Annotated in this window: 15 protein-coding genes; 2 read left to right on the top strand and 13 right to left on the bottom strand. The window is 61.1% G+C overall.

Features of this window, described 5'->3' with window-relative positions; translation table 11 throughout:
* From AC1D11_RS13765 to AC1D11_RS13730, 8 genes are all read right to left on the bottom strand, one after another.
* Window positions 1–468: hypothetical protein (locus AC1D11_RS13765; RefSeq protein ID WP_477651457.1), on the bottom strand; the 468-nt coding region annotated here is incomplete at its 3' end.
* An 870-nt stretch (window positions 469–1,338) separates the two neighbouring features.
* Window positions 1,339–1,713: a hypothetical protein gene (locus tag AC1D11_RS13760; protein WP_477651267.1), complete on the bottom strand. Its 375-nt coding sequence runs from the start codon at window positions 1,711–1,713 to the stop codon at window positions 1,339–1,341.
* Between the two features lie 316 nt (window positions 1,714–2,029).
* Window positions 2,030–2,926 (bottom strand): hypothetical protein, encoded by an 897-nt coding sequence (locus AC1D11_RS13755; RefSeq protein ID WP_477650304.1) that lies wholly within the window; start codon window positions 2,924–2,926, stop codon window positions 2,030–2,032.
* A 168-nt stretch (window positions 2,927–3,094) separates the two neighbouring features.
* A complete protein-coding gene (locus AC1D11_RS13750; protein ID WP_477650305.1) occupies window positions 3,095–3,961 on the bottom strand; it encodes a spore coat protein U domain-containing protein in 867 nt (288 codons plus the stop codon).
* A complete protein-coding gene (locus AC1D11_RS13745; protein WP_477651268.1) occupies window positions 3,958–6,348 on the bottom strand; it encodes a fimbria/pilus outer membrane usher protein in 2,391 nt (796 codons plus the stop codon). Before AC1D11_RS13745 ends, AC1D11_RS13750 begins: the two co-directional genes overlap by 4 nt.
* Before the next feature lie 17 nt (window positions 6,349–6,365).
* Complete coding sequence (locus AC1D11_RS13740) at window positions 6,366–7,097, bottom strand: fimbrial biogenesis chaperone (RefSeq protein WP_477647559.1); 732 nt, start codon at window positions 7,095–7,097, stop codon at window positions 6,366–6,368.
* A gap of 2 nt (window positions 7,098–7,099) precedes the next feature.
* Window positions 7,100–7,654, bottom strand: a complete 555-nt coding sequence (locus AC1D11_RS13735) for a hypothetical protein (protein WP_477651269.1) — start codon at window positions 7,652–7,654, stop codon at window positions 7,100–7,102.
* A 48-nt stretch (window positions 7,655–7,702) separates the two neighbouring features.
* Window positions 7,703–8,155, bottom strand: a complete 453-nt coding sequence (locus tag AC1D11_RS13730; RefSeq protein WP_477647557.1) for a spore coat protein U domain-containing protein — start codon at window positions 8,153–8,155, stop codon at window positions 7,703–7,705.
* A 269-nt stretch (window positions 8,156–8,424) separates the two neighbouring features.
* On the opposite strand from AC1D11_RS13730, the gene htpG reads away from it, so the two are divergent.
* Window positions 8,425–10,314, top strand: coding sequence for a molecular chaperone HtpG (gene htpG / locus AC1D11_RS13725; RefSeq protein ID WP_477647556.1), 1,890 nt, complete (start codon window positions 8,425–8,427; stop codon window positions 10,312–10,314).
* Window positions 10,315–10,478: 164 nt separating this feature from the next.
* On the opposite strand, the gene AC1D11_RS13720 is transcribed toward htpG, so the two are convergent.
* The 4 genes from AC1D11_RS13720 to AC1D11_RS13705 all read right to left on the bottom strand — a co-directional run bounded on the left by AC1D11_RS13720 (window position 10,479) and on the right by AC1D11_RS13705 (window position 14,019).
* Complete coding sequence (locus AC1D11_RS13720; RefSeq protein ID WP_477647555.1) at window positions 10,479–11,552, bottom strand: serine/threonine protein kinase; 1,074 nt, start codon at window positions 11,550–11,552, stop codon at window positions 10,479–10,481.
* 146 nt (window positions 11,553–11,698) lie between these two features.
* Window positions 11,699–12,805: a DUF2855 family protein gene (locus AC1D11_RS13715; RefSeq protein WP_477651270.1), complete on the bottom strand. Its 1,107-nt coding sequence runs from the start codon at window positions 12,803–12,805 to the stop codon at window positions 11,699–11,701.
* 276 nt (window positions 12,806–13,081) lie between these two features.
* Complete coding sequence (locus AC1D11_RS13710) at window positions 13,082–13,498, bottom strand: organic hydroperoxide resistance protein (protein WP_477647553.1); 417 nt, start codon at window positions 13,496–13,498, stop codon at window positions 13,082–13,084.
* Window positions 13,499–13,560: 62 nt separating this feature from the next.
* Window positions 13,561–14,019, bottom strand: a complete 459-nt coding sequence (locus tag AC1D11_RS13705) for a MarR family winged helix-turn-helix transcriptional regulator (protein WP_477647552.1) — start codon at window positions 14,017–14,019, stop codon at window positions 13,561–13,563.
* 125 nt (window positions 14,020–14,144) lie between these two features.
* Here AC1D11_RS13705 and AC1D11_RS13700 point away from each other — a divergent pair, with 125 nt between their 5' ends.
* Window positions 14,145–15,074 carry a class I SAM-dependent methyltransferase gene (locus tag AC1D11_RS13700; protein WP_477647551.1) on the top strand — a complete coding sequence of 310 codons (930 nt, stop codon included), beginning with the start codon at window positions 14,145–14,147 and terminating at the stop codon, window positions 15,072–15,074.
* A gap of 4 nt (window positions 15,075–15,078) precedes the next feature.
* On the opposite strand, the gene pcaQ is transcribed toward AC1D11_RS13700, so the two are convergent.
* Window positions 15,079–16,047: a pca operon transcription factor PcaQ gene (gene pcaQ, locus AC1D11_RS13695; RefSeq protein ID WP_477647550.1), complete on the bottom strand. Its 969-nt coding sequence runs from the start codon at window positions 16,045–16,047 to the stop codon at window positions 15,079–15,081.
* Between the last annotated feature and the right edge of the window lie 56 nt (window positions 16,048–16,103).

Raw genomic sequence — 16,103 nt, 5'->3', positions numbered from 1 at the left:
GCTGAATGCGGGGTGGGTGATGGCGGCATTGGTGAAGCCGGCGGTGCCGGTGGTGAGCGCTGCGCCCGTCACATTGATCTGGGTCCAGGGGATCGTTTCACCAGTGGCGTTGGTGAGCAGGCCGGTAGTGTTTGAATTCAGGGTGATGTTGCCGCCGTTGCCGTAGACACGTACCGTCACCGCGCCTGCGGTCAGGTCGCCACCGACGCCTGCAATCACGCTGCTGTCACCGATATTGGCAGCGGGAACCGTGAAGGTCACGCCGTCAACCGTACCTGTGGTTGACGTGTTACCAGCGCTGGTGCCAACACGCAGGAACAGCACCTGCGGAATGACGATGGAAAAGTCCAGCCGTGCAGTCGCTGCGGAACCCGTAATTGCGGGCGTGATAAATGTGGACTCTGCATGCACTGGCGCTGCCGCCAAACCGGCCAAGCCCAAGGCGCTTGCTAAAACAATTTTTTTCATCAAGGTCCTCTCTGCGGTAATAAGGTGAATCGGGTGTTCAGGCTTTTTTCTGAACGTGAGTGGACTGTAACTAGGCGTTTCGAAAAAAGGGGGCTTTACATTCGTAACGCGGGCGACAAATGGTAAATACGTCACGCTTAAGTCATTGAAAACAATGGATTTATGCGAAATGGCGACAAGAAAGACGGGCTTTGACTTGGATGTAACGAATGCCACCAGCCTTCTTCTGTGACATATTTCCCAGAGTGATGTAACGAGTTAGAAACAAATGGCGTTTGTCTGCCAAGTGGTGCTTTTTCTCTGTTCCTCTCTGGAACTACCGCGTCGCTTGAACTGGTCGAACACTCGTTGTATGAGAGGCAGAGCTGGTCAATGAAGGCTGTAGCACGCGCCATTCGAGCGAGGCCTCAAAGTCAAGGCGGGCTTCATGCAATCAGACGGCGATGGTGGCTGGATTGACTGGGCAAGTCGTATGCGCTTTAACAACCGGAAGAGGTCCACGCAAGAGACGTCGGTGGTGGTTGGTTGCCCGTGATCGATAGGCAGGTAGGCACGCCACTGGGGATCGCGTGGTGCCCTTGTGTGGCGTGCATGGCAGCGCAGGCAGCTGATCGACTGCGCGCTCGCTGGCGGCGGCTTGCCGGCGGAGTCGCCAGGCACGCAGCACCGGCGTTACGGTTGTGTGCCAGTCGGGACACGTTTGAGTGTGGCGTGGAGGCGCGGGGAGGTCGCGCCTCGTTTGCGGGCGAGATTTGCTATGCAGCCGTCACTGCATGCCGGTTGCCGACAAGGGCTTGAAGGTCCTGCTTGCGAGATGCAAGTGCGGCAGGATGGAAACCTGGTGTCGCCAGGCGGCGTGTGAGCCGCTGATTACCAGGAAATGGTCAATTCAACCGGGTCCCGGGAATTCATGGGCTTGCCTGCCACCACGGCCAGGCGGCTACCTGAAGCGGAATCGGTCATGGTGTTCATGCGTTGCGTTTGGCCGGACCTGCTGGTCGAGGCGGATGCGATAGCCTGGATGTCTACGGTGGCTGGGCAACTGATGCGCAGGGTGCCGGCCTGGCCGTCTGGCTGGCCGCGATGGGTGCAGCGATGGTCTGCCGTAACGGCTTCACTGAAACTGCGCAACACGATGGTCACACCAAATGAGCCTGAACTGGTTTGCGCCTGGGCTGCGCCGTGAATCCCGAGCAGGGACTGCGCGGCCAGGACGGCGACAAAAGCAAATTTGATGGTTTTCATGGTGCAACTCCTTAAAACTATCAGTTGTTGCAGTCATGCTATCGAATTTGATAATTTGAATCAATTGGTAAAAGTCACTGCGAAAGTGTTAATTAGTGACATTTCACACAAATTGATTTTTAAATTTGATTTATTCCTTTTGTTGGTGATTTTGATAAATATTTGGAAATTTCATCGATATGAGGGTTTTTGCCTCAATTAGATTGCGGCAGAACTGTGATGTGGTGCCCTTATCGGGCATGGAACGCCAAAGCGGCGGTCGCCGGTCAGTGCCCAGTAGTTTGTTGAGGCCGCGCTGAAGGCGCCTTACGCCTGCTTAGTAGGTGATGGTGACCGTAACCCCGGTCTGGGTGGCAGTACAGGCGGCTGTAGAGCAGGTGCCCGCCTGGCCGGCTGCAATGGTGCCTGTCACTGTATAGGGCTGAGCCCGGCCATCGCCTGTTGCGCTTGCACTGCTGAGTGCCAATGTGTAGTTGAGGCCCAGCAATGTGCCTGCTGCCGGTGAGAGCGCCAGGGCATAACTGGTGCCCCGGGTGCAGTCGACCGTGAAGTTCATGGTGCTGGTCTGGGGAGTGGGCGCGAAAGAGATGTAGTTCAGTGTCAGTGTGGACGGCGAAACGGCGCCCGGGGCCGTATTGCCTGAAGCCACCTGCCCGACAAAGCATTGGGCAATGATGCTCACTGTGGGCGTGAAGGTCGTCGTGGCGACGACGGGGCCGGCAGTGGCTAGCTGAAGGGTGGTGATAAAGGTTTCGTCATAAATGCCAGCCGTATTGCCGGTTTGGCTGGTTTTCACCTGGAAGTTGTAGGTCAGGACGGTGCTGGCGCTCAGGGCCGCACCAAACGTCAGGGTTCCGTTTACCCGCCCCGTGGTGGCATTGGTCCAATCGGTTGTGGTGGCATTCTTGAAAATGCTGATATCGAGTCGATCGGCATTAATGGTGCCTCCAGCATGACGGAACACCCGGCGGGTAAGGCCTGTGCGGCTGCCGTAATCAATGCTGACCCAGTAGGTCGTGCTGTTGGCGTCCGTCGACAGCCGGGTGCAGTTCACGGTGATGGTGCCGCTGGCATTGGCAGCGGCTGCCCCGTTGGTGTAGTTGAGGTCTACAGACGTGGCCGCAAGTGTGCAGGTAATGGCTGCTTTGGCGTGCAGCGCGCAGGTGCACAGCAGGGCTGCCAGGGCAATGCGCAATGCGTAAGAGACACTCATCGATGGACTCCGTTAATCGCCCGGGCCTTCGCTGGCGAGACGACTTCTAACTGCTGATGGTAACGTTTTGTAGCAGTACTGTGCATGGTGCCGTATTGCGTCGTTCCCGTGGGCACCGGTGTCGAAAAATCGTGACAAAAATCACGCCGGCGGAAAACAAGATGGATGTCAGTAAGTAATGGTCAGTGTCCGCGTCTGCGTGCTGGTGCATGTGCCCGTGGCGCAGGTGCCGGATTGGCCCCCCGGGATGGTGCCGTTGATCGTGAAATTCTGCGGAAAACCCGTGCCGGTCTGGCCTGCGGGATTGCTTAAAGCCAGGTTGTAATTGAGCGTGAGCAGGTTTCCTGTCGTCGCGTCCAGCGCCATGGTGTAGGTTTCGCCGATGGTGCAGCGCACGGCATAGGCCGTGCTGGCTGTGGCCGCGGCGAGCTGAAAGGATGCGTAGTTGAACTGGATACTGCCCGGCGGCGTGCTGAGCAGGCAGACGGACTGGTTGTTGATGCTCACGGGGAATGTGGGGAAGACGTCCACGTTACCGGGGCCGTTGTCATAGCGCAGGCGCATGGTCACGGTGTCGGTGAAGAGTTTGGCGCTCTTGTTGAGCCCGGCCGCAATGCGGCTGTAGAAGACATGGGTGGCACTGGCTGTCAGGGCGCCGCCGAAGTTGACCGTTCCGGCGAAGTCCGTGGCCGTGGTTCCGCCCCATGCGCCGTTGCCGGGTGCCGTCCTGTAAAGCTCGTAAGCGATCCGGTTGGTCTGCCCGTTGCCGTTGACCGCCTGGTTGGTGTTACCTGTGGGGTTGAAGCCGTTATCGGCCTGCAAGGTGTAGTCTGAGCTTGCTGGATCTGTGGGGCCGCGCGTACAGTTGATCGTCACGGTCCACGCGCCATCGGTGGGATTCGGGTCGTTCTCAAAGTACACCGTCTGCACGGGCGTCGCCGTGGCGTTGCAGATCAGCGCGGCCCAGGCCGGTGCCGCGCCCAGAAGGGACAGGCATGCCGCAGCGGCGAGGCGCCTGGGTTTGGTGTCAATCATCGTTTGACACCACTGCAGCGTACCGGACCTACCCGGGCGATATCCTCAAGGTTGCCGGGCGGCAACTCCACCGCAAATGTGCAGGCAGTCCCGTTCCATTTCAGGCGCAGGCGATTCTGGGCCTGCAGGCCGGTGACAAAGGCCTCGCCGCGGCGAGCGGTAAAAAACTCTTTCTTGTCGCCTATCAGCTCAATCTCTGCACCCGAGGGCGCCGGCTCACCGTCGTCGAGCTCAATGCGAATAAGTGCGCCCCGCCCTGAACGGACGGGAAACGCGATCTTGACCCCGCCGCGAAGCGCGGGCACGGCCTCAAGCTCGATGGAGTCGAGTTCGGCGCTGATCGGCAGCTCGCTAGGATCCAGTCGCACACTGTTGCGCTGGAACGGCAGCAACCGGGGCAGCAGCGCAACACCGTCCGCATTGGTGCGGGTCAGTGTGCTGCCCTGAAAGCCCACACCCACATTGGCGTAACCCGGCACTTCCACAATGGCAAAGCTTTCCTGTACGCGGCGGGTGGCAAAGACTTGGCCTTCGGCCGCTACCATGCCTCCGATCAGGCCCAGGCGCAGGTTCTGCTGGCTCTCCCCGCTGCTGACGTCAGCCGAAAACAGGCCTTTGGTGCCCTGGTAATAGGCGCCGCCTTCTGCATAGCGGCCATCCGAACGGGAGCCCAGCGCCGTTCGCCAGCCCCAGCCGGTTTCGGCGCTCACTGCGCGGCTGGCGTTCACATACCCTTCGGTGGTTCCGCTGCGGGTGGTGACGCCTGCGGCGACGGTGACCCGATTCTCAAGCGGCACGATCAGGGTGGCGCCCACTGAGGTCCCCGAGCTGATGCCACTGAGGCGGGTCGCGCTCAGGGTCAGCGCTGCGCGCTGGCCGAGGCGAAGGGTGTAATTGACGCTGACGGTCTTGAGCCTTCCGAGGTCGTAGTTGTCAAAGCCGGCGTAACTCACGTTGAAGGCACCGAAGTTGTCGCTGCTGTAGCTGTAGCTGGCGGTCGTTTGCAGACGTGGCGAGAACGTGTCGATACCGATTTGCCGATAGCCGCGCGATGCGCCTTCCGCGCTGAGCGACACGCCGTGCCGCAGTCCGCTGCGCTCGACCCCGACCATCCAGTTGGTGCCCTGGCCCGCAGCGTCGCTGCGGCTGACTGAAAACGCGGTCTGTCCCAACATCTGGAAGGGCAGTTCATAGCTGGCACCGGCGCCGGCGCGCATCAGGGACTTCGACCATTCGCCGTTGGCTTCGACCGTGAGGCTTTTGCTCAGGCCCTGGCGCCAGAGGCCTGAAACGAATCGGTCGCCATAGTCGGCGTTCTCAATCCCGAGGTCGCGGCGTACGGCGCCCAATTCAAAGCTCCAGTCGCTGAGGTTTTCTTCAAGCAGGTTGGCATTGCTGAAAAATGATTGGGTAATGACGGTCTCCCGGCCCAGGATGTCGCGCACCACCACACGGGCTTCCCCGGCGCCGGTCAATGCGGGAAAGTTGTCGATGCTGAAGGGGCCGGAGGGCACTTTGGAGGTTTGCCGCAGCGCGTCATTGACATAGAGCTCGACGGTGCTGGGCGCCGCCGAGAGGCCGCTCACGGTGGGGATGGGCTGGGTGACAAAGCCCGGTTGCAGCGAGAAATTTTTGCTGAACTGCACGCCACCAAAGTACACCGGGCGCCCCGAAATTCCGGTGCGCGTGCTGCTGTCGCCCAGACGCAGTGAACTGTTGCTGTCCAGGAAGTTGCGCGTGTAGGTGGTTTCTAACCGGCGCCATGAGGCCTTGAGCGTCGGATCCTGGCTGATGAGGTTGCGGCCCACGTAGCTGCTGGTCAACAGCCCCAGCTCCCCCGACACGCCGAATTCGGTCAGGGCGCCCAAGTCCTTGGCGTCCGTGGAGCTACCGGCGATGCGGTTGCGGGTGGTGATGTAGTTCAGGTCGTAATTTGCAAATGCTGCGGGGATCGACGGCGACAGCGGGGGGCGCATGGCCGATTCCTGCGTCAGGCGCACGGCGTTGAAGGCTGCCGGCGAAAACACCAGGTCGACTGACTGGTCGGCGAAATTCAGCCGCGCCTCGAATCCCGGAATGGCCGACAGCGGAAACCACTTTTGTCCCTGGAAATCGACGTCCTGGGCACTGGGCCGGTGGTTCAACCGCCACTCTTCAAAGGCATCTTCGGGCGCATAAAGGATGCCGTTGCGCTCAAGCAGCGTCCAGACGCCGCCCTTGGTGCTGTTGATGAAGACTTCCAGCGGAAGGAGCCGGTCATTGGCAGACCGGGCCGCTGGCGGCGCATTAGAGGAGGCGGGTGTCTGGGCGTGTGCCAGCAGGCCGTAACAAAGGCCTGCAATGCCTATCGCTACGGGGTGTTTTCGTAAAGTCCACCAGCGCCTCATTGAAATCGGGTGCCAAATCAAGGCAGCATGATGCTGGTCGTGAGGCTTTGTCCGTCGTCAAAGGTCACCACCAGTTGGGCGTCACCTTTTGTAAGGGTCTGCTCTGCCTTAAGCCCGACAGTTTTACGGGCACCGGGCAGGATGTAACTGCCACCCTCAAATCGTGCCAGGGCTTGCGTGCCCCGCATGACGGTCGCCTCCCGTATCTGGGCATAGGCCGTGCCGGTATTGCTGCATTGCAGGTTGAGAGTTTTGGCATCCGCAAGCTGGTTAGTGCAACTAACCTGACGTTTGGCCGCGGGGGGCGTGATGAACACCGGCATGCTCAAGGCCAGCGCGATGGGAACCTGGATGCCAGACGCAGGCAAGGCTTCTGGCACTTCGCGAATGATCATGCGATAAGTTAGTTGCCGGCTTGCATCCGCAGGTTTCAGCATGGCCAGGCGTACCACTTGCCTGGCCTTGGGCGCCAGCTTGATGATAGGAGGCGCCAGGATCATGTCTTCGGTCAGCACGAGTTCGTCAGTGCCGTCCGGTTTCTGGCTCCAGGTATTGATGTCGGCCTGCAGCACGACTTCGGTGTCTGCTTCGTTGGTCAGTGTGACTGCAATCGCGCGATCGCGCGGGGTCATGTAAAGCCGCACCGGTGTCACCGAAAAAACGCCTGCCGTAGCTGCCGCCCAAGGCCCCAGCAGGCTTAGCAGGAAGGCGTAGGTAACAAGCTTGCGTCGGCGCTGTGAGACGTTCATCCTTAGAAGGATACCAGCATCTCAACCGATCTAGCATAGTTGCCGGCGTGGGCGAGATGCAGTGCCGTCACGGTACCGCGGTCATCCTGAAGCCGCAAACGGGCCTGTTTTTCAATCGCTGCGGCTTCTGTGTCAAGGGCGTAGCGCCGGCTTTCGATTTCCCAGCCGTCGTCCGACTCCTCACCAGCCGTGGCGACCTGGCGCTGGTCCTCCAGCCGGCAGGTATAGCGGGCACCCGGGTCGTTGCGGGACAACTCATTGCGGCAGTAGTCGGGCAGCAGAGCATCACGCGTGGGCCGATAGCCGGGCATGAAGCGGGCGTCCCCGAGGGTGCGGACCTGCGCGATGTTGACGAAGACATTTGAGTTGCAGGTCACTTGCACCGAGGCGCCACCGGCACCCGAGCCCGAGGCGCTTGTGCAGGCGTTGTTGACGCCGGTCAGGTTGATCTGGACGGTGAACTGGCCGCTGTCCGTTCCGGAAAAGGCGCAAACGCCCGTCAGAAACAGGGACACACCGAGAGCCAGCTTTGCAAGCGGACGCATCGGTGTTGTCATGACGGGAGCTGACCTCAAGGTCTGACCAGTACGTTGGTACTTGTCCGATTAGTACGTGATGGTCAGGGTACGGGTCTTGTTGGTGGCTGCGGTGTTTGAGCAAGCGCCGCCGGCGGTTGCGCACTTGCCGGCCTGGCCAGCGATCATCGAGCCGGTCACGCTATAGGCCTGCGTGTTGCCGTTGCCAGTGCCGCCGGCTGCGCTCAGTGCCAGGGTGTAGGCAAGGTCAACAGCGTCATCGGTCACCGCGGTGGAGTCGAGTGCCAGGGTGTAGGGCAGTGTTTTTGTACACTGGATCGTGAAACCGCCGGCGGTGGTTTGTGCCTGGGCGGCAACCTGGAACGAGGTGTAGTTGAACACGACGTCCGAGGTCTTGACGTATTTGCAGGAGCTGGTCAGGTTGATGGTGACATCAAACGTTCCAGTGGCGGTCGCTGCCTGAACAGGCAGGGTTGCAATGCTGACGAGAGCCAGGGCAATCAGTGAGAGCAGTTTGTTCATGAAAATCTCCGGTTGAGGAAGCGAAAATGGAAACAAGGATTCGGTGAAGTGGACTGTAACTAGATATTTCTAAAATCGGTTGATTTGTATCTGTAACAGCGCACTCTAGTGGGGAATTTGTCACGACAAACCGTTGAAATGATTGGATTTATTCATAAATAGAGCCAAAAGACTTACTGGTAACAAGCGTAAATACTGCCGTCTGAAACGGCTTTTTCTTCTCAATTCAGTGAATCAGTAACAAACTTGAAACAACCATGCCCCTAACCATGCAGAAACAAACACTGTCTTTCCAGGCCGAAGTAGCGCAACTGCTCAAGCTGGTCACGCACTCCCTGTACTCGAACCCGGACATCTTTTTGCGCGAGCTGGTTTCCAACGCGTCGGATGCCTGCGACAAGCTTCGCTTCGAAGCGTTGAACGATGCGTCGCTGTATGAAAGCGATCCCGACCTCAAGGTGAAAGTGAGCTTTGACAAGGCGGCCGGGACGCTGACCATCACCGACAACGGCATCGGCCTGTCGCAGCAGGAAGCCATCGACAACCTCGGCACGATTGCCAAGAGCGGCACGCGCGACTTCATGGCCAAGCTGTCGGGCGACCAGAAAAACGACGCGCAGCTGATCGGCCAGTTCGGTGTGGGGTTTTATTCGGGCTTTATCGTGGCGGACAAGATCACGGTGGAAAGCCGCCGTGCCGGCCTTCCGGTCAGCCAGGGCGTGCGCTGGAGCAGCGACGGCACCGGCGAGTTTGAAGTCAGCGAGATCGAACGCGCAGAGCGCGGCAGCAGCATCATCCTGCACCTGAAAGAGGAATCGCTCGACTATCTGAACGCCTGGAAACTCAAAGGCATCATCAACAAATACTCCGACCACATCTCGCTGCCCATCCTGATGCAGAAGGAAGAGTGGAAAGAAGGCGAAAACGACCAGCCCGGCGAGATGGTGGTCACTGGCGAATGGGAAACCGTCAATCAGGCCGCTGCCTTGTGGACGCGCGCCAAAAAAGACATCACGCAAGACCAGTACGACGAGTTCTACAAGCAGATCAGCTACGACAGCGAAGCGCCGCTGGCCACCACGCACAACCGCGTGGAAGGCGCCACCGAATACACGCAGCTGTTGTTCATCCCGGCCAAGGCGCCCATGGACATGTTTAACCGCGACAAGGCTGCGGGCGTCAAGCTGTATGTCAAACGCGTCTTCATCATGGACGACGCCCAGGCCCTGATGCCGACCTATTTGCGCTTCGTCAAGGGCGTGGTGGACTCGTCCGACCTGCCGCTCAATGTCTCGCGCGAATTGCTGCAGGAAAGCCGCGCCGTCAAGGCGATTCGCGAAGGTTGCACCAAGCGCGTGCTGTCCATGATTGAAGACCTGGCCGCCAACGATGCCGACAAGTTCAAGGCCTTTTATGGCGAGTTCGGCGCCGTGCTCAAAGAGGGCCTGGGCGAAGACTTTGCCAACCGCGAGCGCCTGGCCAAGCTGCTGCGCTTTGCCTCATCGACGACCGACACCGTCAACGTGGGTTTTGCCGACTACAAAGCCCGCATGAAGGAAGGCCAGGACGCGATTTACTACATCACCGCCGACACATTGGCCGCCGCAAAGAACAGCCCCCAGCTCGAAATCTTCCGCAAGAAAGGCATCGAAGTGCTGCTGATGGCCGACCGCGTGGACGAGTGGGCGCTCAATTACCTGCACGACTTTGACGGCACGCCGCTGCAGTCGGTGGCCAAGGGCGCTGTCGACCTCGGCAAGCTGCAGGACGAAGACGAAAAGAAGGCCGCCGAAGAGGCGCAGACACAGTTCAAGCCCATCCTCGACAAGCTGAAAGAAGCGTTGAAAGACAAGGCCAAGGACGTGCGCGCCACCTCGCGTCTGGTTGATTCACCCGCCTGCCTGGTGGTGCAGGACGGCGACATGTCGACCCAGCTGGCCCGCATGCTCAAGCAGGCCGGCCAGGCCGTGCCCGAATCCAAGCCCATCCTGGAAGTCAACGCCCAGCACCCGCTGGTCAAAAAACTCGAGGCCGGTGTGGACGGCGCGCATTTTGACGACCTGGCCCACATCCTGTTTGACCAGGCCTTGCTGGCCGAAGGCGGCATGCCTGAAGACCCGGCCGCCTATGTGCGGCGTGTCAACGCGCTGCTGGTGTAGGCGTCCGCACGTCGGCTGAGCGAGTTCATCCACCTGGGAAGCTGGTTTTTTTGATGAAACCGGCCTCCCGCCCTTTGTGGAAGAGCGCAAGCAGCTATTAAATCAATAGCGCTTGCAGGGGCTCGGCAGGGGCCGTGTCGGCACCCGGTGCCTCGTAGAACCCCTCAGCACACCAGCGGCGAATCCTGCATGGCCTCCGTCTGCTCTTCCAGCATGTCGACCTGGCTCTTCCAGTAATCGCTGGAGCCGAACCAGGGAAAGTTGATCGGGAAGATCGGGTCATGCCAGCGCTGCGCCAGCCACGCGCTGTAGTGCACCAGGCGCAGTGTGCGCAGCGGCTCGATCAGTGCAAGCTCGCGCCGGTCGAATTCGCGGAACTCTTCGTAGCCGTCCACCAGCGCGCCCAGCTGGCGGGTGCACTGCGCGCGGTCGCCCGACACCAGCATCCATAAATCCTGCACCGCCGGCCCGGTGCGCGCATCGTCCAGGTCGACAAAATGCGGGCCGGCCAGCGGCAGGCCCTCGGGCGTCCACAAAATGTTGCCGGGGTGGCAATCACCGTGAAGGCGCAGGTTTTTCACGTCGCCCACGCTTTCAAACACGGTTTGCGCCACCAGCATGGCTTCATCAAACGCCTTGCGCCAGCGCGACTCCATGTCCAGCGGGATGTAGCCGTGGGAACCTTTGGCGCCATGGTCGCCGCCCGCCAGCAGGATGTCGCGCGAGGCATAACCAAAGGTCTGCAGGTTCAGGGCCGGCCTGTGTGCAAACGGTTTGGCGCTGCCGACGGTGTGGATGCGGGCCAGGAAACGGCCTATCCATTCCAGCACTTCCAGGTTGTCCAGCTCGGGCCGCCGCCCGCCGCGGCTGGGCGACACGCTGAAACTGAAGCCCTTGAAGTGGTGCACCGTGCGGCCTTCCAGCACAAGCGCGCCCACCACCGGTATCTCGGCGGCCATCAGCTCGGCGGCGAAGGCGTGTTCTTCGGCAATCTGTTCATCGCTCCAGCGATCGGGCCGGTAAAACTTGGCCACCACGACATCGCCCGCGAGGTCGGCGTCCCCCACCGGGCTCTCCAGGTGAATCTGGTAGACCCGGTTCTCGTAGCTCGAAAGCGCCATCAGGCGGCCGTCGCCCAGCAAACCGACGCTGGCCAGCGCATCGAGCACCACGTCGGGTGTCAATGTCTCGTACGCGTGCAGCGTTGCGTGCGCCTCAGCCTTGTGTTTTTCTGTCATGCCTGATTGTCGGCGCAGATGACGGTGCGCTGCCAGCAGGGGCTTGTAAACGCCTGTTTCTCAAGCGAAAAAGGCCTGCAGGCCAATAAAAACGGGCGCAAGCAGCTATAAAAACCGTAGCGCCTGTCCGTTGAAGGCGGAAAGAATCAGGGCTGCAGGATGTGGCCGGTGCGCGGGTCTCCCTTGCCTGCAAGTACTTCCTGGTAGGCCGCTTGCACCGCAACCTGCCCGGCATGCCGCTGGGCGATGAGCCAGGGCGTTTTGGCACCCGTCACCTGCTGCGTGAAATCCCGCCAGGCGCGCACCAGCTGCTTTCCAAAGCCATCTTCACCCCAGTCGGTGATGCGTTTCTTGACCTGTGAAGGTGCGAAGAACAGCGTGGGTCGGGGGCCGGGCAAGTCTTTTGCGCTGCCTTTGGCGGCCAGGTCGTCCACATGCGTGCCGCCTATCGAACAGTTGTAGCGAAGCTGGCCAAAGCGCGTATGAATACGCTGGCGCAGGCCGGCGCTGCCCGCGAAGTCGACGTACACGCAAGCCATGTCGGCAGCAATCGCGTCGAGTTGCTCATAGGTCACTACGCGGCTGTAGCACCCCAGGCTTTCACAAAAAGCGACGTTGCCTGGCGAAGTCAGCGCTATCACCTCAATACCCGGCCGCTTGGTCAGCTGAAAGGCTGTGCCATATGCCGTTTTGCTGGAGGCGCTGGACAGCAGCATGGCATTGGCGCCGAAGAAGTCGTTGTCCGCCAGAAAGTCGTCAATCAGGAAGGAGGTGATGAACAGCGGGCGCAGCAGCGACTGCACATCTTCGGTGGCCGCGTCGTAAAACGGGTCCGTGCTGCAGCGCATGTACTGGTTGTAGGCCACCGGCAGGGCCCGCCGGTGCGCGGCGCCGTCGAAAAAACCAGCGGGCGTCACACGCGCCGGCTGCAGCACCAGCTCGCTGGCCATGGGGTAGTAGCCGTAAAACTTTTCCCCCACGGCCACGCCGTCGCATTGCGACTCCGCCACCGTGGCAAAACCCCAGACCGGAATGCTGCCCCAGCCTTCTTCCCCGGTCGGGAAAAACTGCCAGTAGCTCATCGCTTCGCCAAAAGCGGCGTAGGTGATGTTGTTGGACGTCAGCGCAAAGGACTCGATGCCGAGCCGCACCTGACCGGGCGTGAGCGGCAAAGGCGGATCAGTGTGCCAGCGGGTTTCGGAAAGGGCGTCTTTACGGACCTGGAAGGTAACGGTGGAGGCTGCAGTGTTCATGCACAACACCGTAAATGAAACAGCCCGCCGGTTCAACACCGACGGGCCGCGTAGGTGACAACCACCCCCGTCCAGGCTCACTGCGTGTAGCCTGTTCCCCCCTCAAGGGGACGGCGCCTGCGGTCTGGCAAAGCCAGTCCCGCGGCCCCTGCTGGTAGTGCCCATCGAACTCTTCATGCAAGCATGAGCCGTGGAACCGGCTTTGCCGGGCCACAGGCGGGCGGCCCCCTCGGGGGGGCAGGGAGCTACACGCAGTGAGCGACCGTGGGGGCTCTATTACTTCAGGGTAATGGTCACGTCGATGTTGCCGCGGGTGGCGTTCGAGTAAGGGCAAACCTGGTGCGCTGCATCCACCAGCGCTTGGGCAGCGGCACGGTCCATGCCGGGCAGGGTGATGTCCAGGCGCACGGCGATGCCGTAGCCGTTCGGGATCTTGCCCAGGTCAACGCTGGAGTCGATGGAAACGTCTGCAGGCACGTCGATCTTCTTCATGCCGCCGACAGCCTTCATCGCGCCGATGAAGCAGGCTGCGTAGCCGGCAGCAAACAGCTGCTCGGGGTTGGTGCCGGTGCCGGCGGTGCCGGGCGAGCTCAGCGTGACGTCCAGGCGGCCGTCGTCGGTCTTGGACTTGCCGTCACGGCCGCCGGTGGTGTGGGCGTGGGCGGTGTAGAGAACTTTTTCGAGCGTGGTCATGGTGATTTCCTTTGGAGAATGCCCCGGAGCGGGGCGGGTTTAAAAACAGAAAAATGAAGGTGTCAGGCCGTGAGGCGGTTGCGGAAAGACTGCACCTGCTGCGTCAGCGACACCAGCTCGGGAATCGAGCATTGGGTGGCGCTCAGGATGCAACCCGGAATCCTGGCGGCCTTGGCCTTGAGCTTGCGGCCGGCTGCCGTCAGCGTAATGTGAACGCGGCGCTCGTCTTCCACCGCGCGGATGCGTGAAACGAGCCCGGCGGATTCCATGCGCTTGAGCAGCGGGGTCAGCGTGCCCGAGTCCAGATAGAGCCGTTCACCGAGTTCCGAGACCGTCAGGCCGTCTTGCTCCCACAGCACCAGCATCGCGAGGTATTGCGGATAGGTCAGGCCCAGCTCTTCGAGCAGGGGCTTGTACAGCTTGGTCATGGCCAAAGAGGTTGAATACAGCGCAAAACACAGCTGGTTGTCCAGCTGCAGCATGGCGTCAGTGGCATTGGCGGTGTCGGTTTTGTTGGGCATGGATTAAATTATAGCGAACAATTGAATTGTGTGCAACTTAATTGTTTCCAGGTGTTCCATGCTGATTCCCAGGGGCTTTGTACCGGGGCCGCCTGTACCGGGGGCACACCACTAAACTTGAGGCCATGCAAACACCCAGCACCGCACGCGCGGCAAAGCCTTCGAAGGGCGCCTCAAAGCCCGCACCCGCGGCGCAAGTCATTGAAGAACTTCGCCCCGGCCAGTCGATTGAGCTGCTCAAGGAGCTGCACATCCTCACGCGCGAAGGCAAGCTCAACCAGGACACGCGGCGCAAGCTCAAGCAGGTCTATCACCTGTACCAGTTCATCGAGCCCCTGCTCAATGAGGTGGCGGCAGAAAAGGCGGACTTCACGCTGGCCGACCACGGCGCAGGCAAGTCCTACCTGGGCTTCATCCTGTACGACCTGTTTTTTAATGTGGCGCACCGCGGTGAAAAAACCGCAGGCCATGTGTATGGCATTGAAACGCGCGCCGAGCTTGTCGACAAGTCGCGTGTGCTGGCCCAGCGGCTTGGTTTTGCGCGCATGTCGTTCCTGAACCTCTCGGTGCAGGAGGCCACCACTTCGGCTGAACTCCCGCCCACCGTGGACATCGTCACCGCGCTGCATGCCTGCGACACCGCTACCGATGACGCCATTGCGTTCGGTCTGGCCAAAAATGCCCGCCACATGGTGCTGGTGCCGTGCTGCCAGGCCGAAGTGGCCGGTGTGCTGAAGAAAAGCCGTACCCTGTCACTGTCCCGCACGCCGCTGGCCGAACTCTGGCGGCACCCGTTGCACACGCGTGAGTTCGGCAGCCAGATCACCAATGTGCTGCGCTGCCTGCAGCTCGAAGCCAACGGCTACCAGGTCACCGTGACCGAGCTGGTGGGCTGGGAGCATTCGATGAAGAACGAACTCATTCTTGCCAGCCGGCCCGCGCAGCCCCACACCGGCAAAACCCGTGCAGCCCAGACGCGCTTGCACGAGGTGCTTGAGGAACTAGGCCTGGGTGAGCTGACCGCCCGCTTTGCGGTGCAGGCCGAGCCGGCCTAGAGGCCTAAAGCAGGGCCGGCGCTTCGCTGCGGCGTTCTGCCGCCAGCACCCGGATCGTGGCGATCAGCTGGTGCTGAGCCTCGGTGGGCGCCATGTCGGCGCGCAGCGTCAGCCCCACCAGCTCTTCGGTGCCAGCCATGCTGACGGGCAGGCGCACCAGCATTCCTCTGTCCAGGTCCGGCCGCGCAGCCCCCAGCGGCGCAAGCCAGACCGCATCGCTTTGCAGCGCATAGCCGCGTGCGATGGACACCGACAGCGTTTCGACCAGGCGCGCAGGCGGCGGCAGGCCGCGCGTGAGGAAAAAGCTGTCAGCGGTATGGCGTATGGCCGTGCCTTGGGTAGGCAGGATCGTGGGGAAGGCCTGCAAGCCGGTCAGCGCATCCCCCTTGTGTTCTGCCTTGCGCTGTGCCTGCGCCAGCAGGGGGTGGCCGGGGCGCACCGCCAATACCAAGGGGTCGGCGTACAGGTGCTCAAACGTCAGCCCCAACATATGGGCCGGCTCGGCAAAACGTCCAATCACCAGGTCCAGTTCGCGCTGGCGCAGGCTGGCCAGCAGTTCGGGGTTGGAGCCGGTCTGGATGCGCAGGCTGGTGTGCGCATCCGGCCCGGACTGTGCCTCTTGCCGCGCCAGCAGCAAGGGCATCAGCCACGGTGCCACCGTCGGCAGCACACCGATGGCAATCACCGCGCTGCCCTGCCGCCGCGTCTGCGCAACGCTGGCGACAGCTTCGCGCAGCGCGCTCACGCTGGCGCCGGCATGCCGCATAAAGGCCTCGCCCTCGCGTGTGGGCACGGCGCCCTTGCGCCCGCGCTCAAACAACCGCACCGCCAGCAGGCCCTCAAGTTCTTTCAGGGTTTTGGATACGGCGGGCTGCGTGATGGCGAGCACGTCGGCCGCCTTTTGCAGGCTGCCATGCTGCGCCACCGCCAGAAAGCACTGCAGGTGCCGGTATTTGATGCGTTCATCGACCATGCTCCAATTTGACCATTTGGTTATGGATAAGTCGAGAAAATGTCAATATACATAAC

This window comes from Polaromonas sp. P1_E11 (assembly GCF_056405995.1).
The sequence above is the reverse complement of the archived record's forward strand: the minus strand, read 5'-3'. Positions and strand labels throughout refer to the sequence as shown.